This is a genomic window from Arthrobacter sp. UC242_113 (genome assembly GCF_044054585.1).
Classification (GTDB): Bacteria; Actinomycetota; Actinomycetes; order Actinomycetales; family Micrococcaceae; genus Arthrobacter.
Genome location: NZ_CP171968.1, coordinates 624,500 through 646,945, shown reverse-complemented (window position 1 = coordinate 646,945; position 22,446 = coordinate 624,500). Strand labels below are relative to the sequence as shown.

Here is a 22,446-nt window from a genome sequence, read left to right as displayed (position 1 = left end):
CTCCATTCTTACAGTTACCCGCTGATAGCAACCTACGGTGGCGCAGCCAGGCGGTGGCGGTACAGGATGGGCTGACTGAACTGACAAAGGTGAGGAGCGGCGTCGGGCATGGAACCCCAGGAGGTGCTGCGGGCGCGGCTGGCCGGGCAGCAGCTGAGGGAGCCGCGGGCTGCCACGGCGGAGGAGGCCGTGAAAAATCTCCTGGCCGTCCAGGCGCAGGAGTTCCCCTATGCGCGGTGGTCCCTGGCTCAGCGGACCGGTGGCGCGACGGCCGCCGATGTGGAGCAGGCACTTGCCGACGGCCGCATTCTGCGGACCCACATCCTGCGGCCCACCTGGCATTTTGTGCACCGCGATGACCTGCCGTGGCTGCGGGCCCTGTCCGCACCCCGGCTGCACCAGGTGAACGGCGGCACCTACCGCAGCACCGGGATCGACAGTGAGGCGGCGTCCAGGAGCGCCGATGCGCTGGCGGAAGCGGTGGCCGGTGGAGTGCACCTCACGCGTGAGCAACTGGCCGCCAGGCTTCAGGATGCCGGCTTCGCCGCGAAGGGGCTCCTCCTCGCGTACCTGATCATGCATGCCGAGATCAGCGGGGTGCTGGTGAGCGGCGCGCCCGTGAGAAGTCCCGGCGGCGCGCTGCGGCAGACGTATGCGGCGTTCGATGAGCGCGTCGCCGGGAGTGCCTCGGCTGCCGTGCCCTCCCGGGAGGAGTCGTTGGCGGCCCTGGCGCTAAGGTACTTCGGAAGCCGCGGGCCTGCCACCGTCCGGGACTGCGCGGACTGGTCCGGACTCACGATGACTGATGTGCGCAAGGGGTTGGCACTGGCGGAGGAAATCGCTCCGGGCGCGATCGTTGCGGCCAGCTTCGACGGCGCCGACTTCTATCTTCGGCCGCCGCAATCCGGAGGGGAGACACTCGGGCACGGCGGCGGATCGGGGCGGGGTGGCGAATTAGCGCAGGGTGGCGAATTAGGGCAGGGTGGCGGATCGGAGCGGAGCTTGGAACCGGAGCGGGCCGGGGATGGACGGCCGCAGATCGATCTGCTCCAGTGCTACGACGAATACATCATGGGCTACTCCGTCTCGCGGCATTACTTCGGCGGAACTGCGCCCGCCTATCCCTTTGGCGACAACCCCATGCACGTGGTTCTGTCCGATGGACTGGTGGCGGGCTCCTGGCGGCACTCGCTGGTCCGGCGCGGGTCCGCCGCGCAGCGCTGCGAACTCGACATCCGACTCTCCCGGCCGCTCGGCCCCGCCGCTGAGCAGGCGGTGGCAGTGGCAGTGGCTGATTACGGGGACTTCCTCGAAATGCCGACAGTTCGGATTCCGGCTGGTTCCTGACTTCCATTGCAGCAGTTCCAGCGCAGCGTTTTGAGGCAGCCGTGCGCTGTGGGCATAAGGACTCCGGGCGCGTTTCCTGGCAGGACTAAGCTGGAATGGACACTCACCGGGAGGCTTCACCGTGTTCGACTTGTTTTTCTGGATCATCATTCTGGCCGTCCTGATTCCCATGGGCATGCGGATGTACCGGAGGTCAGTCCAACAGCGCAATCAAGGGCCCGGCCTGCCCGGACAGTACCCGGGCCAGTTTCCGAATCAGTTTCCGAATCAAGACCCCGACCAGTTCGGCAACCAGCCGGGCAGCCAGTTCGGAGGCCCGTTCCAGGGCCGTCCGGGCAACCGGCCGCGGGACGGCTACACGCAGCAGGACTACTTCGGCGGCGGCTTGGGATTCCCCCAGCGCGGTGGCCGGGAAGAGCTTCCGCCCCTGAATCAGTCCTACCCGGGTCAGCCATACCCGGATCAGCAGTACCCGTCATACCCGAACCAGCCGTATCCGAACCAGCCCGGTCCCGGCGGCACCGGTGCGCCGTCCTGGCAGCAGGGGCAGGTGCCCTATGAGGACAGCCCGGAATACCACGCCAACCCGCCCCAGCCGCAGCAGAATCCGGCTCCTTCCACTGGACCGGCACCCTCGGCTCCCCCGCCGCCGTCGGCTCCGCAGGGGTTCCGTGCGCGGAAACTGGCTGAACTGGATCAGCAGTACAGCGAAGGCCAGCTCTCCATGGAGGAGTACATGGCCCGGCGCAACGACATCATGAACGGCTAGGCCGCGGAACAGCCCCCACGCAGCGGGAGTACGACGGCGATTCTCGGTTTGGGGCGCAAGTGGCACTTCGCGCGAGAAAAGGAACAGCCCGCGTCCCGCTGCTTGTGGCTGCGGGACGCGGGCTGAGGCCCGGGACGGTCTTGACCGGCCCAAACTCGAAGTTTTGATGTAAACCGAGTATCGAGTTTAGTCGATCTGCGGGAAGCCGAGGTCAATGACCGAGGTGGACGGGTCAGGCCAGCGCGTGGTGACCACCTTGCCCCGGGTGTAGAACCGGATGCTGTCCGGGCCGTACATGTGGGTGTCGCCGAACAGGGAGTTCTTCCAGCCGCCGAACGAGAAGGTGCCCACCGGGACGGGGATGGGCACATTGACGCCCACCATGCCGGCGTCGACGTCGAACTCGAACTGCCGTGCTGCGCCGCCGTCGCGGGTGAAGATGGCCGTGCCGTTGCCGAACTCGTTCTCGTTGACCAGCCGGACGGCGTCGCTGTACGTGTCGACGCGGACGACTGACAGGACCGGGCCGAAGATCTCGTCGTCGTACACCTTCATCCCGGGCTTCACATGGTCCACGAGGCTGACGCCGATGAAGAAGCCGTTCGAATCGAACTGCTGCGAGCGCCCATCCACGACGACGGTGGCACCTTCGTTTTCCGCACCCGCAACGTAGGAGGCCACACGGTCCCGGTGCTCCGCGGTGATCAGCGGGCCCATCTGCGAGGCCGGGTCGGTTCCGGGACCGATCTGCAGGCCGGCCATCCGGCTGGAGATCGCCTGCACCAGGTCGTCCGCGATATTGCCCACCGCCACCAGGACGCTAACGGCCATGCAGCGCTCCCCCGCCGAACCGTAGGCCGCGGAAACCGCGGCGTCGGCCGCCATGTCCAGGTCGGCGTCGGGCAGCACTACCATGTGGTTCTTCGCCCCGCCCAGGGCCTGGACCCGCTTGCCGTGGTCGGCCGCCCGCTTGTAGATCGACTGCGCGATGGGCGTGGAGCCGACGAAGCTCACGGCTTTGACGTCGGGGTGTTCGAGCAGGACGTCAACGGCTTCCTTGTCCCCCTGGACAACGTTCAGCACGCCGGCGGGCAGCCCCGCTTCGGCAAAGGCCTCGGCGATGAAGATGGCGGCCGACGGGTCCTTCTCGCTGGGCTTCAGCAGCACTGTGTTGCCGCAGGCCAGAGCGCTGCCGATCATCCACAGCGGCACCATGGCCGGGAAGTTGAACGGGGTGATGCAGGCCACGACGCCCACCGGCTGGCGCACGGAGTGGACGTCGATGCCGCTGGAGACCTGCTCGGAGCGCTCCCCCTTGAGCATGTGGGACAGGCCGGTGGCGAACTCGATGTTTTCCAGGCCGCGGGAAATTTCACCCGCAGCGTCGGAGAGGACCTTGCCGTGCTCGCTGGTGAGAATCGCCGCGAGCTCGGGCTTGCGCTGGTTCAGGATCTCGCGGACCCGGAAGAAGATGTTGGTGCGCTTGGCCAGGCTGGTGGCCCGCCACGCTGGCAACGCGGCACGGGCGGCCGCGATGGCCTCCTCGGTCCGCGCCGCCGAGGCGAGGGCCACCTGCTTCTCCTGCTCGCCGGTGGCGGGGTTGAAGACGGGTCCGAAGCGTTCGGCGTCGCTGACGCGGCTGCCGTTGATGAAATGCGGAATGGTTTCCAAGGGACGTCTCTTTTCGTGTTTCAGAGTTGGGGAAGATGTGGGGGGCGCTACTTGGCGGAGTCCAGCGAGCCGTCGGCGAGCTTGATGATCATGGAGCAGTCCTTGCCCGCCTCACCGGCGTCGATGAGCTGCTGGAACAGCTGCTGGACGTGCTTGCCGATCTCGAGCGGCGTGCCGGTGTCCTCGGCCGCGCTGATGGCAAGGCCGATGTCCTTGTTGGCCAGTTCGGTGGTGAAGGTGGGTGCAAAGTCATTGTTGGAGGCGGCGGTGGGGACCACGCCGGGCACCGGGTACCAGGTCCGCAGTGCCCAGGAGTCGCCCGAGGACACGGACGCGATGTCCCAGAAGACCTGCTTGTCCAGGCCCAGCCGGTCGGCCAGGACGGCGCCCTCGGCGGTGGACGCCAGGTTGATGAAGAGCATCAGGTTGTTGCAGATTTTGGCGGCCTGCCCGGTGGTGGCGCCGCCAGTGGGGATGATGTTGGCTGCCATCGGGCCGATGTAGCCGGTGGCGTCTGCGACGGCGCCCTCCTCGCCGCCCACCATGAAGGTCAGCGTCCCGGCCTTGGCCCCGCTCATGCCGCCGGACACCGGGGCGTCCACAAAGCGGAAGCCGGCGGCAGCGGCGGCGTCGTGCAGTTCCTGGGCAGATGCGATATCGATGGTGGAGGAGTCCACCAGCAGCGTGCGGGTGTCAGCATGCGCGAGGACGCCGTCCTCGCCCAGGTAGACCGCGCGGGCGTGCTCACCCTTGGGCAGCATGGTGAACACCACGTCAGCGCCGGCGACGGCCTCGGCAATGCTGCCGGCCGGCTTGACGCCCGCCTCCTCGGCGGCGGCGAGCGCCGCGGGGTTGAGGTCGAAGCCGCGGACATCGTGCCCGGCCTCCGCCAGGTTAGCGGACATAAATCCGCCCATGTTGCCGAGGCCGATCCAGCCGATTGCTGCCATGTCATAAGCTCCTTTGCTTCGGATCCGGCCGCATGGGCCGGAAGGTCTGTGTCCACCATCACACCCTGCTAGAGTGCAATCAAGGGGAAAAATTACAGACGGTATGTGCATCGATGCACACAGATGAAAGGCTTGCCGTGGACCAGAGGCGGCTTCCGAGCCCGGACGACCTGCTGATCCTGCTGACAGTGGCGCGCCTGGGCAGGTTCAACGCAGTGGCGGAAACGCTGGGCACCACCCACACCACCATCTCCCGCAGGATCCTCGCCCTGGACAAGCAGCTGGGCGGGCGCACTCTTGAACGCAGCCCGCACGGCTGGGAACTGACACAGCTCGGCGCGTCTGCCGTGGAGGCCGCGGAGGCCATTGAGAGCACCCTCGGATCGCTCTCCGGCCTGATCAGCCAGGACCACAGTGCCCTGTCCGGACTGGTGCGCGTGGCGACGACGGACGGTGTCGGAGCCGTGTTCGTCACCCCTGCGCTGGTCCGGCTGCAGCAGCAGAACCCGCAGCTGAACATCGAGATGCTGAGCGCCACGCGGAAAGTCAGCCAGAACAGATCCGGCGTGGACCTCGAAATCGTGGTGGGCCGGACCGACGTGAGCAACGCCCAGACCATCTTCCTGAGCAACTACTACCTGCGCCTCTACGCCAGCCCAGGCTACGCCGCGGAGCACGGCCTGCCGGAAACGCTCGACGACGTCGGGCAGCACGGCTTTGTCTCTTACGTTGAGTCTGCGCTCCAGGTGGCGGAGCTGGGACACCGCTGGTCCTCGCAGCTGCCGATGCCCTCCTCCAGCTTCCAGGCCACGAGTGTCTTCGCGCAGGTGGAGGCGGTGCGGCAGGGCGCAGGCATCGGGCTGCTGCCGAACTTCATGGTGGCCGGGCAGCCGGACTTCGTTCCCGTGCTCGCCGACGACTTCGAGCGCCAGCTCCCCATCTGGGCGGTGGCGCGGCCGGAATCCCTCCGCTCGGCCGCGGTGCAGGCCGTCGTCGCGTCACTCAAAGAGGAAGTGAAGGCCCGGGCAGGGGTGCTGGCGGGCTGAGTCGGGCGCAGGCCGGGACCCAGCCGTCAGGCCTGCGTCCAGTTCAGGCGTTGCCCTGTCTCCGATCAGACGTCAGGCCTGGAACAGGCGCCGTACCACCTGCCCCGATGCCAGTGCATCCAGCCCCTCGTTGATCTCGCTGAGCGGCCTGGTGTCGGTGTGCAGCAGCTCCACCGGCAGCCTGCCCTCGCGCCAGTAGCCCAGATAAAGCGGGATGTCCCGCCCGGGAACGGCGTCGCCCATGTACGAACCCAGCAGGCGCTTGCCGGCGCCGGCGAACTGCAGCGCCGGCACCGTCAGCTCGGCCGACGGATGGGGCAGGCCGACCGAGACGACAGCGCCGCCCCGGGTCACGTGTCCCAGGCAGGCAGCGATCACGCCGGCCGAGCCAACGGCTTCAATGGCGACGTCGACGCCGTCGCCGGCTGCGTCGCTGATAAGCCCGGCCGCGTCGTCGGGCGTCCCTACAGCCGTGGCGCCGCAGTCAAGGGCGAGCTGGTGCTTGCCGGGATTGGGATCGATGGCGATCACATTGCCGGCCCCCGCGAGGGACGCGGCCATGACAGCGGAAAGGCCCACCGCCCCGAGCCCGAAGACGGCCACCGACTGGCCGGCAGTGACAGCGGCCGTATTCAGCACCGATCCCATTCCGGTGAGCACAGCGCAACCAAACATCGCCGCCACGGTGTCCGGGACGTCGTCGTCAATCACCACCACCGATTCCCGGGCCACCACCGCGTAGTCGGCGAAGGCCGAGACGCCCAGGTGGTGGTTGATCCGCACCCCCGACGGCGTCCGCAGCAAGGCCTCGCCGTGCAGCAGGTCGCCGGAGCCGTTGACCTCCGCCGCCCGGTGGCAGAGCGCAGGACGGCCGGCGCGGCACGCGCGGCAGTCCCCGCAGCTCGGGACGAAGACCAGCACCACGTGGTCCCCGACGGACACGTCGGAGACGCCGGCGCCGACGGACACGACGCGCCCCACCGCCTCGTGGCCCAGCGCCATGGGAAGGGGCCGGACCCGCGAACCGTCCACCACGGAAAGATCCGAATGGCACAGGCTGGAGTAGGTGATGGCAACGCCCAGCTCACCGGCCCGCGGTTCCGGCCGCTCCAGCTCCTGCACCACCAGGGGCCGTGCGTCCTTGTAGCTGGGCTTCTGCCGTGCAGTATCGGTCTTATTGCCTGTCGTGGCGACGGTCGAGTAGAGGACTGCTGCTTTCATGGAAATCCTTGGTGTCGGTGAACGGGCAACTGCCCGGACCGCGTGTATGGCGGTCCGGGCAGCTGCTGGATGCTCGTAGGCGTCGGGACTAGGGGCCCGTTACTTCTTGCCGGCCGCGAGCAGGTCGGCAGTGCCCTGGGCGTCGGCCGCGTCCACGTCGTGGAGCGAGACGCCGCGGGTCTCCTTCAGGAAGAACACGGCGACGGCGGTGATGGCGCAGGCGATGAGCAGGTAAATGGCCACCGGAACGGAGGACTTGTAGGTGGAAAGGAGCGACGCGGCGATGATCGGGGCCAGCGAACCGGCCACGATGGAGGTCACCTGGTAGCCCAGGGAGACGCCTGAGTAACGCATCCGGGTGGGGAACATTTCCGCCATGATCGCGGGCTGGCCGGCGTACATAAGCGCGTGGAACATCAGGCCGATCATGATGGAAGCCAGGATGATCAGGTCGTTCTTGGTGTCCATCATCGGGAAGGCGAAGAAGCCCCAGGTGGCGCCCAGGATTGCGCCGGCCATGTAGACAGGCTTGCGGCCGAAACGGTCTGAAAGCTTGCCCACCAGCGGAACGGCCACGAAGTGCACGGCATGGGCGACCAGCAGCAGCAGCAGGATCCGCGTCGTGTCGGCCTGGACCACGGTCTTGAGGTAGGTGATGGAGAACGTCACCACGAGGTAGTAGAGGATGTTTTCCGCGAAGCGAAGGCCCATGGCGGTAAAGACGCCGCGCGGGTAGCGCTTGAAGACCTCGGCAACGCCGTAGCCCTTGTGCCCGGCCTCGACCTCTTTGCGGGCTTCGAGGAAGATCGGGGCGTCGTTGACCTTGGTGCGGATGTAGTAGCCGATCACAACGATCACCGCGGAGAGCCAGAACGCCACGCGCCAGCCCCAGCCGAGGAAGGCTTCCTGGGTCAGCGTCGAGGACAGGATGAACAGGACGGCCGTGGCGAGCAGGTTGCCCATCGGCACGGCCGACTGCGGCCAGCTGGCCCAGAATCCGCGGGACTTGCTGGGGCTGTGCTCTGCGACGAGGAGAACCGCGCCGCCCCATTCGCCGCCGACGGCGAAGCCCTGCGCGAACCGCAGGAATACCAGGAGCGCGGGCGCCCAGTAACCGATCTGCTGGAACGTCGGCAGGCAGCCCATCAGGAAGGTGGAGACACCAACCAGGATGATGCTTAGCTGCAGCAGCTGCTTGCGGCCGAACTTGTCGCCGAAGTGGCCGAAGACGATGCCGCCGATCGGGCGGGCAACGAATCCGACGGCGTACGTGAGGAAGGCGGCGATGATGCCGTCCAGCTCCGTGCCGGCGTTGGGGAAGAAGGTCTTGCCGAAGACCAGGGTGGCAGCCGAAGCGTAGAGGAAGAACTCATACCACTCCACGACGGTGCCGGCCATGGATGCCGTGACAACTTTCTTGAGGCCTGAGGCCTTGACGTCGGTTTCCTCTACACGCCTTGCGGCGGAGCTTTCCGTACTCATTGCAAACTCCTTCGACGTCTTCCTCGACGCCACGGGGACCGGTCGATGGCGAAAGGGGTGTGATGCGCACCACGAACGCCGGATTCAACGAGTATGGTCTGCCAATGAAGCAAGCTCAACGCCAAATAGTGCAAGGCGCATCTGCATTAATGCACACGCATGGCTTTGGAGTTGCCACGGTGAGCCGGCTCCCGGCCGCCTGGACCGGGCTGCCGGTCAGCTGAGGAGGTGTGCCCTGAGCTGGGCGTTCAACTGGCCGATCTCCGTGAGGAAGCCGTCGTGGCCGATCGGCGAATCGATCATGTGGACATCCACGTTTCCGGGCAGCGACTCTGCCAGTTCCTGCGACTGGGCGGGAAAGTACAGCCGGTCCGACTCCACGGCGGCCACGAAGAAATCAGCGGTGGTCCGGGCGAGGGCCTCTTTGAGCGTCCCCCGCCCGCGGGTGACGTCATGGCTCATGAGGGTTTCCGTCAGGGCGATGTAGCTGTTGGCGTCGAAGCGCCGGACCAGCTTGTTGCCCTGGTGGTCGAGGTAGCTCTCCACCTGGTAACGGCCGCGGCCCGCCAGGGCATCGGCCTGCAGCGGCTCTTCAGCGGCCTGGGCGTTTCTGCCGAACCGGAAATCCAGTTCGTAGGCAGACCGGTAGGTGATGTGTGCAATCCGCCGTGCCAGTGCCAGGCCATCCGCGGGTTCCGGTCCGCCGTAGTAGTCGCCGCCGTTGAAATGGCGGTCCTGCCGGATGGCAAGCGTCTGGGCCTGCGCGAACGCGATTTGTTCGGCAGTGCTCCTGGCGCCGACGGCGATCACGCCGCAGCGGCGCACCCGCTCCGGGAAAGTGACTGCCCACTCGAGGGCGCGTGCCCCGCCCATGGAGCCGCCCATCACGGCGTACCAACTGGGGATGCCGAGCCGGTCAGCCAGCCGCGCCTCGGCCACAGTGGAGTCCCTCAGCGTCACCAGCGGAAAGCGTGAACCCCAGGGCTTGCCGTCCGGAGCGGTCGACGACGGCCCCGTGGATCCGTAACAGCCGCCCAGGATGTTGATGGAAATGACGAAGAACCTGTCGGTGTCCGCCGGCGCACCGGGCCCGGCGAGCTGTTCCCACCAGCCCTCTTCAGTCCCTGTGCCGCCCCGGGTCACGTGCGTGTCCCCGGTGAGGGCATGCTGAACGAGGATGGCGTTGGAGCCGCCCTCATTCAGCGTTCCCCAGCATTCGTAGGCCAGGGTCACGTCGGGCAGGAATCCCCCGGCCTCGAGTTCCAGGCTGCCGATGTTGAGGTACTGGACAGTGCTGTGCTGGCTTGCCCCGTCGGGAACAATGCCATCGGGGACCCGGCCGTCTGGAACAGTGCCATCCGGAATGGTGCCCTTTGGGGCGGCGGCGGGTACGTCGGTGCTGACAGAAATCGTCACAGGTAAACCTCTTCTACGCGCTTGCCCGCCGGCAGCTGTCCGGCAGGCCAGGTCTTCACCCGGGGCACCCCACCGCGGAAGGAGGGTTGCCGGCCAGCAAGCCGGGGCTGTCGCTGGCACTCATGACCTGTTGCCCAGTTTACGAAACAGGCGGACGTCTGCGCTAAGAATGTGACGGCTGTGTGACTCCCGGCCCCTCACGGGCCGGTTCCATAGCATCTCCACAAAGCGCTTTTCAGCCGCGGCCGGAGGGTTGCCGGCCAGCGAGCCGGGGCTTTCTTCGCTGGCACTCATGACCTGCGATCAGCGCCGGAATGGGACTGTTAAGCGCACAGCTTTGTGAAGAACTTCGTCAAAGTATGGACTTTTCGCAATGTTAGGTGGGCCTAAGCTGAGAGCCACCTCACAAAGTGCCAAGATGAGGGCATGCGCATGGATCACGTCTCTTACGCCTGTGAACACGATGGCCTGGCGGCCACCACCGAACGTATCTCCTCTGCCCTCGGCGTCGAAGCCGTAAAGGGCGGGGTGCACCCCCGGTTTGGGACCCGGAACATGATCATTCCCTTGGCCGGACACAAGTACCTCGAGGTTGTTGAGGTCCTGGACCACCCGGCGTCGGACAAGGCACCGTTCGGCCAGGCCGTCCGGGCCCGGTCCGCCGCGGGCGGCGGCTGGATGGGCTGGTGCGTCGAAGTTGACGACCTGGCCCCCTTCGAGGAACGCCTGGGCCGCTCCGCGGTCAACGGCAACCGCAAGTTCCCCGACGGACGGGAGCTTGTCTGGAAGCAGATCGGCATCCTGGGACTGATCGCGGACCCGCAGGTCCCGTACATGCTGAAGTGGGAGGGCGATGCGGAACTGCACCCGTCCAACGCCTATGACAGCAATGTGAAGATGTCCAGCCTCACGATCGCGGGCTCTGCCGAGCGCGTGACCGAGTGGCTCGGCGAGCCCGTCGAAAGGCCGCTGGAGGACGTCGCCGTGAACTGGGTCGCCCCGCACGGAACGCCGGGCATCCTCTCGGTCACGTTCGAAACCGCAGCGGGCGCCGTCACCATCTGACGCCCTTTCTGCCCTTCACTTCGGCCGCCATCAGCGGGTGCCAATGACGTCACCCGCCGATGGCGGCCGAATCAGCTTTAAGGGCCGGCGCTGGCTAGCCCAGGCCGACCGCTTTGCCGAACAGGCTGAACCCTACGAACGCGACGATGTCCAGCAGGGCGTGCGCGATGACGAGCGGCATCACCCGGCGGGTCCTGGTGTAGACCCACGCGAAGACCACGCCCATGATGGCGTTTCCAATGAAGGGTCCGAACCCCTGGTACAGGTGGTAGCTGCCGCGAAGCATTGAGGACACAAAGATCGCCAGTGGCATGGACCAGCCGAACTTGCCGAACCGGTCCAGGAGATAGCCCACCACAATGACTTCCTCCACCACCGCGTGGCGCAGGGCAGACAGGATCAGCACCGGCACCGTCCACCAGTAGGCGTCCAAACCGCTCGGGATGATCGCCGTCGTAATGCCCAGGGCACGCCCGGCGGCATAGAGACCCAGCGACGGGATGCCGATCAGGGCGGCCAGCCCGAGCCCCTGCAGCAGGTCCTTGCCCGGCCGGGCAAAGTTGAATCCCAGCTTCCGGAACGCCGAGCCGGCATCGTGCCCGGACCCGGACTTCGCCTGGCGCTGGTCTGTCAGAAAGTAGATCACCAGCAGGACCGGCACCAGGGCGAAGATGATGTCCAGCAACTGGTAGGTGAGGTCGAAGTACTCGCGCGTGCTTTGCGACCTGTTCAGCGTGGATGTCCCCTGCGCCAGCGGTGCCCGGGTCATCTTGTCCAGCAGCTGCACCACGGAGTAGACAGCGGACTGGCCGAGCGACAACCCGAGGACAATCCATACTTCGAACCGCAGCCGACGGCGGGAGGGAACCAACATGTTCCTATCTTGCCTGCCCCTGCTGGAACTTTCCTGTCAGCCAGTCGGTTCCTGTCCGGCCGCGGGCTAACCCTATGCTGGGGAACTATGAGCGCTCCCGGGAAAATCATCATGATCCGGCACGGCCAGTCGGCGGCCAATGCGGACACCTCCATCTACAACAGGGTGCCCGACTACCGGATTCCGCTGACGGAGCTCGGACTGGAGCAGGCGAAGGCCGCCGGGGAGCGCATCCGGCGCGAGCTGGACGGCCGGCAGGTGAGCGTCTACGTCTCGCCGTATCTACGCGCCTACCAGACCCTCGAGGCCCTTAATTTGGGCCCATTGACGGAGCGGGTGATCGAGGAGCCGCGGCTGCGCGAGCAGGACTGGGCCAACTTCCAGATTTCCGGCGACATCGAGGACCAGAAGGAACTCCGCAACGCCTACGGCCACTTCTTCTACCGCTTCCGCGAGGGCGAGTCAGGCTCCGATGTCTACGACCGGATCTCCTCATTCATGGAAACCTTGTACCGGCACTGGTCCAAGCCGGACTACTCCCCCAACGCCCTGCTGGTCACGCACGGGCTGACCATGCGCCTGTTCTGCATGCGCTGGTTCCACTGGTCCGTGGAGTATTTCGAGTCGCTGAACAACCCGGAAAACGCCGAGGTCCGCATGCTGGTGCAAAACGGAGCGGGCAAGTACGAACTCGACACACCGTTCACGCAGTGGGTGGACCGGAGGGTGGACGAGACCGTGCTGGACGCCCCGCCGGTGATCTTCTGAGCCGCTTCTTTTCTAGGCGCCGGCCACGAGCACTTCGGTGCCGCGGGCCTCGAACGCGGCCTTGTCCGCCGCGGAAATGCCCGAGTCGGTGATGAGCCGGGTGAAGTTGTATCCGTCCATGGTGGCGAATGCCCGGCGGCCCACCTTCGAGGAGTCTGCGATGACGTAGGACTCGCTGGCGCGGCTGGCCAGCAGGGCGTTGACCGTTGCCTCGGCCTCGCCGGTGTTGGTGGGCCCCACCTCTGGGTCGACGCCGTTGACCCCGATGAAGGCGATGTCCAGCACCACCTTCTGCATGATGATGTCCGTATACGGTCCCACGAGTTCATAGGACCGCGTGTTGAGGATGCCGCCGGTCACCATCACCTTGATGTTGGGCCGGACGGCCAGCTGCGAGGCGATGTTGATGGCGTTGGTGACCACCGTCAGGGTGGGCTGGTTCGACGGCGAGTTGAGGTCCTCGCGGGTGGCCAGGATCTGCGCCAGGGCGGTGCTCGTGGTGCCGCCGCACAGGCCGATGACCATGCCCGGGGCGATGAGCGCCGAGGCGGCCAGGGCGATCTCCTGCTTGGCCACGGCGTGGTCGTCCCGGTTGTACCTGCCGGGAAGGTCGTAGGCCAGGGCTCCAGTGGTGGCGCCGCCGCGGGTCCGGGTCAGCAGCCGCCGCTTGGCCAGGCTGTCCAGATCCCGCCGGGCGGTGGCCGGTGACACGCCGAGCCGGGTGACGATTTCCTCGACTTCCACCTGGCCGGCCTCGGCAAGGAGATCAAGGATGGCCGTCAGTCGGTCGGTGCGTGTCATGCAGGGCCTTTCACGATCCAAAAACGTCACGAAGAAATGACGCTTTGTGATTCTAGCAGACCCTGAATGAGCATCTTCCGTCACGGGGGGTGGGTAATGGCACCGCCTGACACTACCGCGCCCGCACCCCTGCACGCCAAACCGCGTGGGTCAGCGGCATTCCGGGGCGGTAGGCGAGGTGGGTGGCGGACGGTGCGTTGAGGACGTGGAGGTCCGCCCGATGTCCGACGGCAAGGGAACCCACGGCGCGTTCGCCGTCGACGTCGTTACCGGACTCACGCTGCAGCGCCAGGGCGCCGCCGTACGTCGCCGCCCGGATGGCCTCATGGACACTCAGTCCCATCTGGAGGACGGCGGTGGTGACGCAGAACGCCATGGAGCTCGTGTAGGACGTGCCGGGGTTGCAGTTGGACGCGAGGGCCACGGGCACGCCGGCGTCCAGGAGCTGCCGGCCCGGCGCCAGCGGCTGGCGGGTGGAAAGGTCGCAGGCCGGCAGGCAGGTGGCCACCGTTCCCCGCGCGCCCGTTCCGGTGGAGGCATCCCAGCCGGACCAGCCGGCGGCGAGGTCTGCGATGTCCTGCTCCGAAAGATAGTTGACGTGGTCCACGCTCGCCGCGCCGAACTCCACCGCGAGGCGGACCCCCGGGCCGTGCCCCAGCTGGTTGCCGTGCACCCGCAGCCCCAGGCCGGCGTCGCGGCAGGCCTGCAGCACCGCGCGGGACTGCTCCGCCGAAAAGGCGCCCCGTTCGCAGAACACGTCGGCCCAGGTCACGTAGGGGCGGACCGCGTCCAGCATCGGGCCGCAGGCAAGTTTGGTGTACTCGTCCGCATCAACCCCGGCCGGCACCAGGTGGGCGCCCAGGTAGGTGACCTCGTCCGCCACCGTCGAGGCGATCCGTGCGCTCCTGGCCTCCTGCTCGACGTCCAGGCCGTAGCCGGTTTTCGTCTCCAGGTACGTGGTGCCCTGCGAAACAGCTTCGGCGACGCGGCCCTGCGCCAGCCGCGTCAGGTCGTAGTCGCCGGTGTTCCGGGTGGCGTCAGTGGTGACGGCGATGCCGCCGGCGCTGTACTCCTCCCCTGCCATCCGGGCCTCGAACTCCGCCGTCCGGTCGCCAGCGAAAATGAGGTGCGTGTGGGAGTCCACCCAGCCGGGCAGCATGGCCCGGCCGCCGGCATCCACGGCGTCGTCGGCGGCCGGGGCGGCGGATGCCTGGCCGATCCACGAGATCCGTTCGCCCTCGACCACCACTGCCGCATCCTTGAGGACACGGTGCTCCGCGTCCTGGGTCATCAGTTCGGCAATATTGGTGATCAGGGTGCTCATGCATCCATTCTTCAGCGCCGGATGGACCAGCGCGTCGCAGCCAGCGCATCCGCCGTCCGGGATACCGGACCGGTGCCGGCATCCTGCCCGGCACCGGCGTCCTGCCCGGCGTCCTGCCCGGCCAGAATCTGGGCCGCGGCCAGTTCCGCGATTCCGGACGAGGTCTGGAAACCGTAGCCGCCCTGGCCGGCGAGCCAGTAGAACCCGCGGGCCTCGGCGTCGAACCCCACCACCGGTACGCCGTCGGCCGCCTCGGTGCGCAGGCCGGTCCAGGCCGTCCGGACCGGGCCGATTCCCAGCGTCGTCAGCGTATTGAGCCGGGAGATGAGCCGCTCCACGTCCCCGGGACGGGGACGTGCGTCCTCCGCCGGGCTGGCCACGTGTTCCGACGGCGAGATCAGGACGTCACTGCCTTCCCTGCGGAAGTAGAAGGAATCGTCGGCTGCGGCCACCATGGGGCTGCCTTCCGGCAGCGGATGGTCGACGCCGACAATCGCCGCCGTGCGCCGGTACGGCTGCAGGCCGATCTTCTCGACGCCGCTCAGCACCGCCAGCTCGTCCGCCCAGGCGCCGGCCGCGTTGACCAGAACGCCGGCGGAGAAGCCTTCCTGCCCGGCGCCGACCTCCCAGCCGGATCCCAGCCGCTGGGCTGAGTGAACGCGGGCGCCGGTGATGATGTCCACGCCGGCAGCCTCGGCACGCGCCCGGTGCCCCTCCAGGACCACCGGGGCGTCGCAGCCGAAGGAGCCGGTGTCCAGGCCAGCGGCGGAGAAGGACTCAGGCTTCAGGGCCGGGCACAACCCGAGCGCTTCGCCGTGGCTTATCAAGCGCATCTCGCCGCTGGCCTCGGCCCGCACCGTTTCTTCGTCCCCGATCAGCAGAAAGCTCCGCGGGGAGAGCACGGGTTCGGGCCGTCCGGCATCCTCCGCCGCAATCAGCTCGAGGGTGCGGACGGTGAGTTCCTGCACCACCGGCGGACCGTAGCTGGGGATGAGCTGCCGGGCCGAGCGCGAGGACGTGTGGTACGCCAGCTGCTGCTCCGCCTCCACGAGTGCCACGGTGCATTTGCCGGCCAGCGCGGAGGCCAGGGACAGCCCGGCAATCCCGCCGCCCACAATGACTACGTCATACGTTGATGCCATGGGCTCCATCTTTACAGATGACCGGACGCTACAGGTGGCCGGAGCCTACTCAGCCACGCCGTCCCGGCTCTTGACGAACGCCTGGACGCAGGTTTCAACGTCGTCCGCTGAGTGCGCGGCTGACAGCTGGACACGGATCCGGGCGGCACCGCGGGGCACTACGGGGAAGCTGAAGGCCGTCACGTAGACCCCGTGCTGGAGCATCTGGTCGGCCACCTTCGCCGCCAGCACGGCGTCGCCGAACATGACCGGCACAATGGCGTGCTCGCCGTCGAGCAGCTCGAAGCCTTCCTCCGTCATCCGGCGGCGGAACAGCTCAGCGTTGCGGAACAGCGCGCTCCGCAGCTCGCCGGAGGCCTGCACGAGCTCGAGGGCCTTGATGGTGGCCGCCACGATGGCCGGGGCGAGCGAGTTCGAGAAGAGGTAGGGGCGGGCCTTCTGCCGGAGCATGGCCACCACTTCGGCGCGGCCGGACACGTAGCCGCCCGAGGCGCCGCCCAGCGCCTTCCCGAAGGTGCCCGTGAAGATGTCCACGCGGTGGGAGACTCCGGCGTGCTCCGGGGTCCCGGCTCCGGTGGCTCCCATGAACCCGACGGCGTGGGAGTCGTCCACCATCACCAGGGCGTCGTGCTTCTCGGCGAGGTCGCAGATGGCCTCCAGCGGGGCGAGGTAGCCGTCCATGGAGAAGACGCCGTCGGTGACGATGATTTTCCGCCGGGCGTCCTTCGCTTCCACCAGCTTCGCCTCCAGGTCAGCCATGTCCTGGTTGGCGTACCGGAACCGCTGCGCCTTGCAGAGCCGGATGCCGTCAATGATCGAGGCATGGTTCAGGGCGTCGGAGATGATGGCGTCCTCGGGGCCGAAGAGGGATTCGAAGACACCGCCGTTCGCGTCGAAGCAGCTGGAGAACAGGATGGTGTCCTCCGTGCCCAGGAACTTCGAGACCCTGGCTTCGAGTTCGAGGTGCAGGTCCTGGGTGCCGCAGATGAACCGGACGCTGGCCATGCCAAAGCCGCGCTCGTCCATGGCGGACTTGGCCGCGGCGATGATCTCGGGGTGGTCGGCCAGGCCCAGGTAGTTATTGGCGCAGAAGTTCAGGACGGGCGAGCCTGATTCACCGATCTGTCCGGCCGTGATGTGGCTGGCCTGGGCGGAGTCGATGTGGCGCTCCGTCTTGTAGAGGCCTGCGGTGCGGATGTCGTCGAGCTCGGCACGGAGCTGGTTCTTGATGGCTGAGTACATGGCGGATTCTCCTCGGCTGGGAAACTGTCAGAAAGGTGTGTGGGCTGGGGCCAGGTTTCGGGCAAGGTTGCGGGTCAGATTTCCGACCAGTCGAGCACCACTTTGCCGCCGACGCCAGCCTTAGCGATTTCGAAGCCCTTCTCCCACTGGGTGGCCGGCAGCACGTCCGTGACTACGGCGGAGATGCTGGCGTGCACCGCGGGGCTGGAGGACAGCATGGCGCTCATGGCGTACCAGGTCTCGAACATCTCGCGGCCGTAGATGCCCTTCAGGGTGAGCATGTGCGTGACCACCTTGCCCCAGTCGATGTCGATGGACTGGCTGGGAAGGCCCAGCATGGCGATGCGGCCGCCGTGGTTCATGTTGTCGATCATCTCCGGCAGCGCCGTGGGGTGGCCGGACATCTCCAGCCCGATGTCGAAGCCCTCGCGCATGCCCAGCTCCTGCTGCGCCTCGCGGACCCGCGTCTTGGAGACGTCAATGGCGAGGTCCACGCCGAGCTGCCGGGCAAGCTCCAGCCGCGGTGCGGAGACGTCGGTGATGGCGATCTTGCGGGCGCCGGCATGGCGGGCGACGGCGATGGCCATGAGGCCGATGGGCCCGGCCCCGGTGATCAGCACGTCCTCGCCCACCAGCGGGAAACTCAAGGCGGTGTGCACCGCGTTGCCGAAGGGGTCGAAGATGGCGCCAAGCTCGGGCGTGACGGACGGGTCCTGGTGCACCCAGACGTTGGTCTCCGGAATGACCACGTATTCGGCAAACGCCCCGTCCCGCTGCACGCCCACGCTGACCGTGTGGATGCACATCTGCCGGCGGCCGGCGCGGCAGTTGCGGCAGATCCCGCAGACGATGTGGCCTTCGCCGGACACCCGGTCACCCACCTTGACGTAGCGCACGTCCTCGCCGGTGGCCACCACCTCGCCGTAGAACTCATGGCCGGCGATCAGCGGGGCCTCGATGATGCCCTGTGCCCAGGCGTCCCAGGACTGGATGTGCAGGTCCGTGCCGCAGATGCCGGTGGTGAACACGCGGATCTTGACCTCGCCGGGTCCGGCTTCGGGTTCCGGGCGGTCGGTCAGCTCAAACCCGGCGTGGGCGCCAGCCTTATAGAGGGCCTTCATTGGCTTCCTTACGTTCGGCATGCGGTGGCATGCGGGGGGAATTCTCCCTTTATTAGAGCCACCCCCGACCCGTTAGCACAAGGGGAATTTTCTCAATCGACGATTAAGGAATCGCTAAGGAATAGGATGGAGCGCATGGAGATCCACCAGCTCGAAATGCTGCGGGAGCTAGGCGCGCTCGGAAGTGTCAAGGCTGTCGCCGACACCCTGCTCGTTACACCCTCCGCCGTGTCCCAGCAGCTTGCCCAGCTGCAGAAAAGCGTTGAGGTGCCGCTGACCCGCAAGGAGGGCCGGAACCTGGTCCTCACAGAGGCCGGCCAGGTGCTCGCGGACGCCGGTGCCGCCGTCGTCAGCGCCATGGCCGACGCGCGGATGGCGATCGGCGCGTACCACGGCTCAACGGTGGCGCCGGTGACCGTAAGCGGTTTCCACAGTGCGGGGCAGGCGCTGTTTGCGCCGCTGGCCCGGCTCCTGGACGGCCCCGACAAGCCGAAGGTGCTGCTCTCCGACGAGGACGTCGCCCAGCAGGATTTTCCGGCGCTGACAGCGAGGTACGACCTCGTGCTCGCGCACCGGATGGACCACAGCCCCAAGTGGCCGGAGGAAAGGGTGGCGGTGATACCGCTGGCGCATGAGCCGCTGGATGTTGCGCTCCCGGCGGGCCACCGCCTGGCCGGCCAGGCGGCGCTGACGGCGTCCGACGTCGTCGGCGAACCCTGGGTGACCAGCCGCGCCGGCTACTCCCCCGCGGACGTGCTGTCCGCCGTCGCCGCGGTGTCCAGCCGGGAGCTGAACATCGTGCACCGGATCAACGACTACTCCACGGTGGCGGCGCTGGTGGCCTCGGGAAGCGTGATTGGCCTGCTGCCGCGGCACACGGCACGGCCCGTGCTGAACCCGGACATCGTGCTGATCCCGCTGCACGGGATCAGCACCCGGCGCCGGATCGATATCCTGGCGCGCCCGGAAAACCTCAAGCGCGCGTCGGTCCGCGTGGTGTGCGAGGCGCTGCAGGACATCATGGCCCGGCTCAGCCACGGTTAAACCCAACTGGTTTAAACCCAACTGGGTCGCAGTTGTTGTCGTTATGAGCCCTCAAAACGACAACAACTGCGACCCAGTTTGGGTGGGAGTACTTAGGCGGTGACGCCGAGCTTCTCCAGGATCAGTTCCTTGACGCGGCCGGCGTCGGCCTGGCCGCGGGTGGCCTTCATGACGCCGCCAACGATGGCGCCGATGGCCTGCATCTTGCCGCCGCGGATCTTCTCCGCGACGTCGGGCTGGGCGGCCAGGGCTGCGTCGATGGCTTCCAGGAGCGGGCCGTCGTCGGACACCACGGCGAGGCCGCGCTTCTCGACGACCTCGGCCGGGGTGCCTTCGCCGGCGAGGACGCCGTCCAGCACCGCGGAGGCCATCTTGTTGTTGATCTTGCCCGCTTCCACCATCTTGCTGAGTTCCACGATGGTGGACGGCGTGACGCCGAGCTGGCCGGGGTCGACGTCGGCGTTCTTGGCGCGGCCCACGATCTCGCCCATCCACCACTTGCGGGCCACGGAAGCCGTGGCGCCGGCGGTGATGGTTTCCTCGATCTCGTCCAGCACGCCGGCGTTGACGACGTCGCGGAACTCCAGGTCCGAGTAGCCCCAGTCCTGCTTCAGCCGCTTGCGGCGCTCGGCCGGCGGCTCGGGCAGCGTCGCGCGGATCTCCTCCACCCACTCCCGGGAGGGAACCACGGGAACCAGGTCCGGCTCGGGGAAGTAGCGGTAGTCGTCTGCGTCGGACTTTTCCCGGCCCGACGTCGTCGTGCGCGTGTCCTCGTGCCAGTGGCGGGTTTCCTGGATTACCGGCTCGCCGGAGTCCAGGACGGCGGCGTGGCGCTGGATCTCGTAGCGGACGGCGTGCTCGACGGCGCGCAGCGAGTTCACGTTCTTCGTCTCGGAGCGGATGCCGAAGCGTTCGCGGCCGTGCGGGCGCAGCGAGACGTTGGCGTCGCAGCGGACGTTGCCGCGCTCCATCTTGGCGTCCGAGACGCCGAGGTTCTTGACGATTTCCCGCACGGCGGCGACGTAGGCCTTGGCGAGCTCAGGGGCGCGGGAACCGGCGCCCTCGATCGGCTTGGTGACGATCTCCACGAGCGGAACGCCGGCGCGGTTGTAGTCAACCAGCGAGTACTCAGCGCCCTGGATGCGTCCGGCCGAGCCGCCCAGGTGGGTCAGTTTGCCGGCGTCCTCCTCCATGTGCGCGCGCTCGATCTCGACGCGGAACACGGTGCCGTCCTCGAGCTCGATGTCCAGGTAGCCGTCATACGCAATGGGCTCGTCGTACTGGGATGTCTGGAAGTTCTTGGGGGTGTCCGGGTAGAAGTAGTTCTTCCGGGCGAAGCGGCAGGACTCGGCGATCTTGCAGTTCAGCGCGAGGCCGATCTTGATCGAGGACTCCACGGCGGTCTTGTTCACCACCGGAAGGACGCCGGGCATGCCCAGGTCCACCTCGTTGACGTTGGTGTTGGGCTCGTCGCCGAACACGTTGGGCGCGGAGGAGAACATCTTGGTCTTCGTGTTGAGTTCAACGTGGACCTCGAACCCCAGTACGGGGTCGTACTTCTCCATTGCTTCTTCGAAGCTCAGGGTTGCGTCGGTGCTCATTATTTTGCCTCCTGGGTTCCGACAAGCTCAGCCAACGACGGCGCCTTGTCCAGCAGCGGACCGCCCCACTTCGCTTCCAGCAGGGATTCCAGGACGGCGCCCACGCGGTAGAGGCGGGCGTCCTCGCGGGCCGGTGCCAGCAGCTGGATGCCCACGGGCAGTCCGTCCTCGTCGGCCAGGCCGCCGGGCAGGGACAGGCCGGGGACGCCGGCCATGTTGGCGGGGATGGTGGCGACGTCGTTGAGGTACATCGCCAGCGGGTCATCCAGCTTCTCGCCCAGCTTGAACGCCGTGGTGGGCGCCGTGGGGGAAATCAGGACGTCGGCCTTTTCGAAGGCAGCGTCGAAGTCGCGCTGGATGAGCGTGCGCACCTTCTGGGCGGAGCCGTAGTAGGCGTCGTAGTAGCCGGCGGACAGCGCGTACGTGCCCAGGATGATGCGGCGCTTGACCTCGTCGCCGAATCCGGCGGCGCGGGTGGCGCCCATGACCCGCTCGATGGTCAGCGGCGGCTCCTCGGGAAGAACGCGCAGGCCGTAGCGGACGCCGTCGAACTTGGCCAGGTTGGAGGAGGCCTCCGACGGCATGATCAGGTAGTAGGCGCCCAGCGCGTACTGGAAGTTGGGGCAGGACACCTCAACGATCTCCGCACCCGCCTCCTTGAGCAGCTCGAGGGATTCGTTGAAGCGGTTCTCGACGCCGGCCTGGTAGCCCTCGCCGTGGAGTTCCTTGATGATGCCGATCTTCATGCCGTCCACGTTGCCGAGGCGCGCCGCGGCCACAAGGTCGCCGAGCGGGTCCGGCAGGGAGGTGGAGTCGTGCGGGTCGTGGCCGCCGATGACCTGCTGCAGCAGCGCCGAGTCCAGGACGGTGCGGGAGACGGGGCCGATCTGATCCAGCGAGGACGCCATGGCGATGGCGCCGTAGCGGGACACGCCGCCGTAGGTGGGCTTGACGCCCACGGTGCCGGTGACGGCGCCGGGCTGGCGGATGGATCCGCCGGTGTCCGTGCCGAGGGCCAGCGGTGCTTCGAAGGCTGCGACGGCGGCTGCCGACCCGCCGCCGGAACCGCCGGGGATGCGGTCCAGGTCCCACGGGTTGCGGGTGGGACCGAAGGCCGAGTGCTCGGTGGAGGAGCCCATAGCGAACTCGTCCAGGTTGGTCTTGCCCAGGATCGGCATCTTCGCGGCGCGAAGCTTCTTGACGACGGTTGCGTCGTACGGGCTGTGCCAGCCTTCGAGGATCTTGGAGCCGGCCGTGGTGGGCTGGCCGATGGTGACGATGAGGTCCTTGACGGCGATCGGAACACCGGCGAGCTCGTGCAGTTCCTCGGCGGCCTGCCCGCCGGCGGCGCGGATGGCGTCCACCTCGGCGGCGACGGCGAGCGCTTCCTCCGTGTTGACGTGCAGGAACGCGTTGACGCCGCGTTCTCCCCCGTCGACGGCGGCGATGCGGTCCAGGTGCGCCTGGGTGACCTCGACGGCCGTTACCTCGCGGGCGGCGAGCTTCGCGGCCAGCTGGGCTGCGGAAAGACGGATGAGTTCCGTGCTGTTGGTTTCAGTCAT

At 67.3% G+C, this 22,446-nt stretch carries 19 protein-coding genes and 1 riboswitch; of the genes, 6 read left to right on the top strand and 13 right to left on the bottom strand.

Going from position 1 to position 22,446, the window contains the following annotated elements:
• The first annotated feature begins 108 nt into the window (after positions 1 to 108).
• Together ACHMXB_RS02875 and ACHMXB_RS02870 are read left to right on the top strand one after the other, a co-directional pair.
• Entirely contained in the window at positions 109 to 1,347 is a 1,239-nt protein-coding gene (locus ACHMXB_RS02875; protein ID WP_395402611.1) for a winged helix DNA-binding domain-containing protein, read from the top strand.
• Between the two features lie 121 nt (positions 1,348 to 1,468).
• Complete coding sequence (locus ACHMXB_RS02870) at positions 1,469 to 2,116, top strand: hypothetical protein (protein WP_395402609.1); 648 nt, start codon at positions 1,469 to 1,471, stop codon at positions 2,114 to 2,116.
• A gap of 186 nt (positions 2,117 to 2,302) precedes the next feature.
• Here the strand turns inward: ACHMXB_RS02870 and ACHMXB_RS02865 are convergent, their stop codons facing one another.
• Together ACHMXB_RS02865 and mmsB are read right to left on the bottom strand one after the other, a co-directional pair.
• Positions 2,303 to 3,787, bottom strand: a complete 1,485-nt coding sequence (locus ACHMXB_RS02865; RefSeq protein ID WP_395402607.1) for a CoA-acylating methylmalonate-semialdehyde dehydrogenase — start codon at positions 3,785 to 3,787, stop codon at positions 2,303 to 2,305.
• Positions 3,788 to 3,834: 47 nt separating this feature from the next.
• Positions 3,835 to 4,737 (bottom strand): 3-hydroxyisobutyrate dehydrogenase, encoded by a 903-nt coding sequence (gene mmsB, locus ACHMXB_RS02860; RefSeq protein ID WP_395402605.1) that lies wholly within the window; start codon positions 4,735 to 4,737, stop codon positions 3,835 to 3,837.
• Between the two features lie 113 nt (positions 4,738 to 4,850).
• On the opposite strand from mmsB, the gene ACHMXB_RS02855 reads away from it, so the two are divergent.
• On the top strand, positions 4,851 to 5,783 hold the full coding sequence (locus tag ACHMXB_RS02855) for a LysR family transcriptional regulator (protein ID WP_395402603.1): 933 nt from the start codon (positions 4,851 to 4,853) through the stop codon (positions 5,781 to 5,783).
• A 72-nt stretch (positions 5,784 to 5,855) separates the two neighbouring features.
• Here the strand turns inward: ACHMXB_RS02855 and ACHMXB_RS02850 are convergent, their stop codons facing one another.
• From ACHMXB_RS02850 to ACHMXB_RS02840, 3 genes are all read right to left on the bottom strand, one after another.
• A complete protein-coding gene (locus ACHMXB_RS02850) occupies positions 5,856 to 7,004 on the bottom strand; it encodes an alcohol dehydrogenase catalytic domain-containing protein (protein WP_395402601.1) in 1,149 nt (382 codons plus the stop codon).
• Positions 7,005 to 7,103: 99 nt separating this feature from the next.
• The gene (locus ACHMXB_RS02845) at positions 7,104 to 8,486 is read right to left on the bottom strand and encodes an MFS transporter (RefSeq protein ID WP_395402599.1); all 1,383 of its coding nucleotides are present in this window, start codon (positions 8,484 to 8,486) and stop codon (positions 7,104 to 7,106) included.
• Between the two features lie 216 nt (positions 8,487 to 8,702).
• A complete protein-coding gene (locus ACHMXB_RS02840) occupies positions 8,703 to 9,809 on the bottom strand; it encodes a homoserine O-acetyltransferase (RefSeq protein WP_395405091.1) in 1,107 nt (368 codons plus the stop codon).
• A gap of 105 nt (positions 9,810 to 9,914) precedes the next feature.
• Positions 9,915 to 10,030: riboswitch (SAM riboswitch) on the bottom strand.
• A gap of 298 nt (positions 10,031 to 10,328) precedes the next feature.
• On the opposite strand from ACHMXB_RS02840, the gene ACHMXB_RS02835 reads away from it, so the two are divergent.
• Positions 10,329 to 10,967, top strand: coding sequence for a VOC family protein (locus ACHMXB_RS02835; RefSeq protein ID WP_102970773.1), 639 nt, complete (start codon positions 10,329 to 10,331; stop codon positions 10,965 to 10,967).
• Between the two features lie 94 nt (positions 10,968 to 11,061).
• Here ACHMXB_RS02835 and ACHMXB_RS02830 read toward each other — a convergent pair whose 3' ends face one another.
• Positions 11,062 to 11,841: a CPBP family intramembrane glutamic endopeptidase gene (locus tag ACHMXB_RS02830; protein WP_395402596.1), complete on the bottom strand. Its 780-nt coding sequence runs from the start codon at positions 11,839 to 11,841 to the stop codon at positions 11,062 to 11,064.
• Between the two features lie 87 nt (positions 11,842 to 11,928).
• Between ACHMXB_RS02830 and ACHMXB_RS02825 the strand changes: the two genes are divergently transcribed.
• A complete protein-coding gene (locus ACHMXB_RS02825; RefSeq protein ID WP_395402594.1) occupies positions 11,929 to 12,609 on the top strand; it encodes a histidine phosphatase family protein in 681 nt (226 codons plus the stop codon).
• A 12-nt stretch (positions 12,610 to 12,621) separates the two neighbouring features.
• Here the strand turns inward: ACHMXB_RS02825 and ACHMXB_RS02820 are convergent, their stop codons facing one another.
• From ACHMXB_RS02820 to tdh, 5 genes are all read right to left on the bottom strand, one after another.
• Positions 12,622 to 13,410, bottom strand: a complete 789-nt coding sequence (locus ACHMXB_RS02820) for a DeoR/GlpR family DNA-binding transcription regulator (protein ID WP_395402592.1) — start codon at positions 13,408 to 13,410, stop codon at positions 12,622 to 12,624.
• A gap of 112 nt (positions 13,411 to 13,522) precedes the next feature.
• The gene (gene hutI, locus ACHMXB_RS02815; protein ID WP_395402590.1) at positions 13,523 to 14,734 is read right to left on the bottom strand and encodes an imidazolonepropionase; all 1,212 of its coding nucleotides are present in this window, start codon (positions 14,732 to 14,734) and stop codon (positions 13,523 to 13,525) included.
• Positions 14,735 to 14,745: 11 nt separating this feature from the next.
• On the bottom strand, positions 14,746 to 15,876 hold the full coding sequence (locus ACHMXB_RS02810) for an NAD(P)/FAD-dependent oxidoreductase (protein WP_395402588.1): 1,131 nt from the start codon (positions 15,874 to 15,876) through the stop codon (positions 14,746 to 14,748).
• A gap of 45 nt (positions 15,877 to 15,921) precedes the next feature.
• On the bottom strand, positions 15,922 to 17,118 hold the full coding sequence (locus ACHMXB_RS02805) for a glycine C-acetyltransferase (RefSeq protein ID WP_395402586.1): 1,197 nt from the start codon (positions 17,116 to 17,118) through the stop codon (positions 15,922 to 15,924).
• 74 nt (positions 17,119 to 17,192) lie between these two features.
• The gene (gene tdh, locus ACHMXB_RS02800; RefSeq protein ID WP_395402584.1) at positions 17,193 to 18,239 is read right to left on the bottom strand and encodes an L-threonine 3-dehydrogenase; all 1,047 of its coding nucleotides are present in this window, start codon (positions 18,237 to 18,239) and stop codon (positions 17,193 to 17,195) included.
• A gap of 135 nt (positions 18,240 to 18,374) precedes the next feature.
• Here tdh and ACHMXB_RS02795 point away from each other — a divergent pair, with 135 nt between their 5' ends.
• Positions 18,375 to 19,283, top strand: a complete 909-nt coding sequence (locus tag ACHMXB_RS02795) for a LysR family transcriptional regulator (RefSeq protein WP_395402582.1) — start codon at positions 18,375 to 18,377, stop codon at positions 19,281 to 19,283.
• A 92-nt stretch (positions 19,284 to 19,375) separates the two neighbouring features.
• Here ACHMXB_RS02795 and gatB read toward each other — a convergent pair whose 3' ends face one another.
• Both gatB and gatA read right to left on the bottom strand, forming a co-directional pair.
• Complete coding sequence (gene gatB, locus ACHMXB_RS02790; protein ID WP_395402580.1) at positions 19,376 to 20,884, bottom strand: Asp-tRNA(Asn)/Glu-tRNA(Gln) amidotransferase subunit GatB; 1,509 nt, start codon at positions 20,882 to 20,884, stop codon at positions 19,376 to 19,378.
• On the bottom strand, positions 20,884 to 22,446 hold the full coding sequence (gatA, locus tag ACHMXB_RS02785; protein ID WP_395402578.1) for an Asp-tRNA(Asn)/Glu-tRNA(Gln) amidotransferase subunit GatA: 1,563 nt from the start codon (positions 22,444 to 22,446) through the stop codon (positions 20,884 to 20,886). The genes gatB and gatA overlap by 1 nt, the downstream gene beginning before the upstream one ends.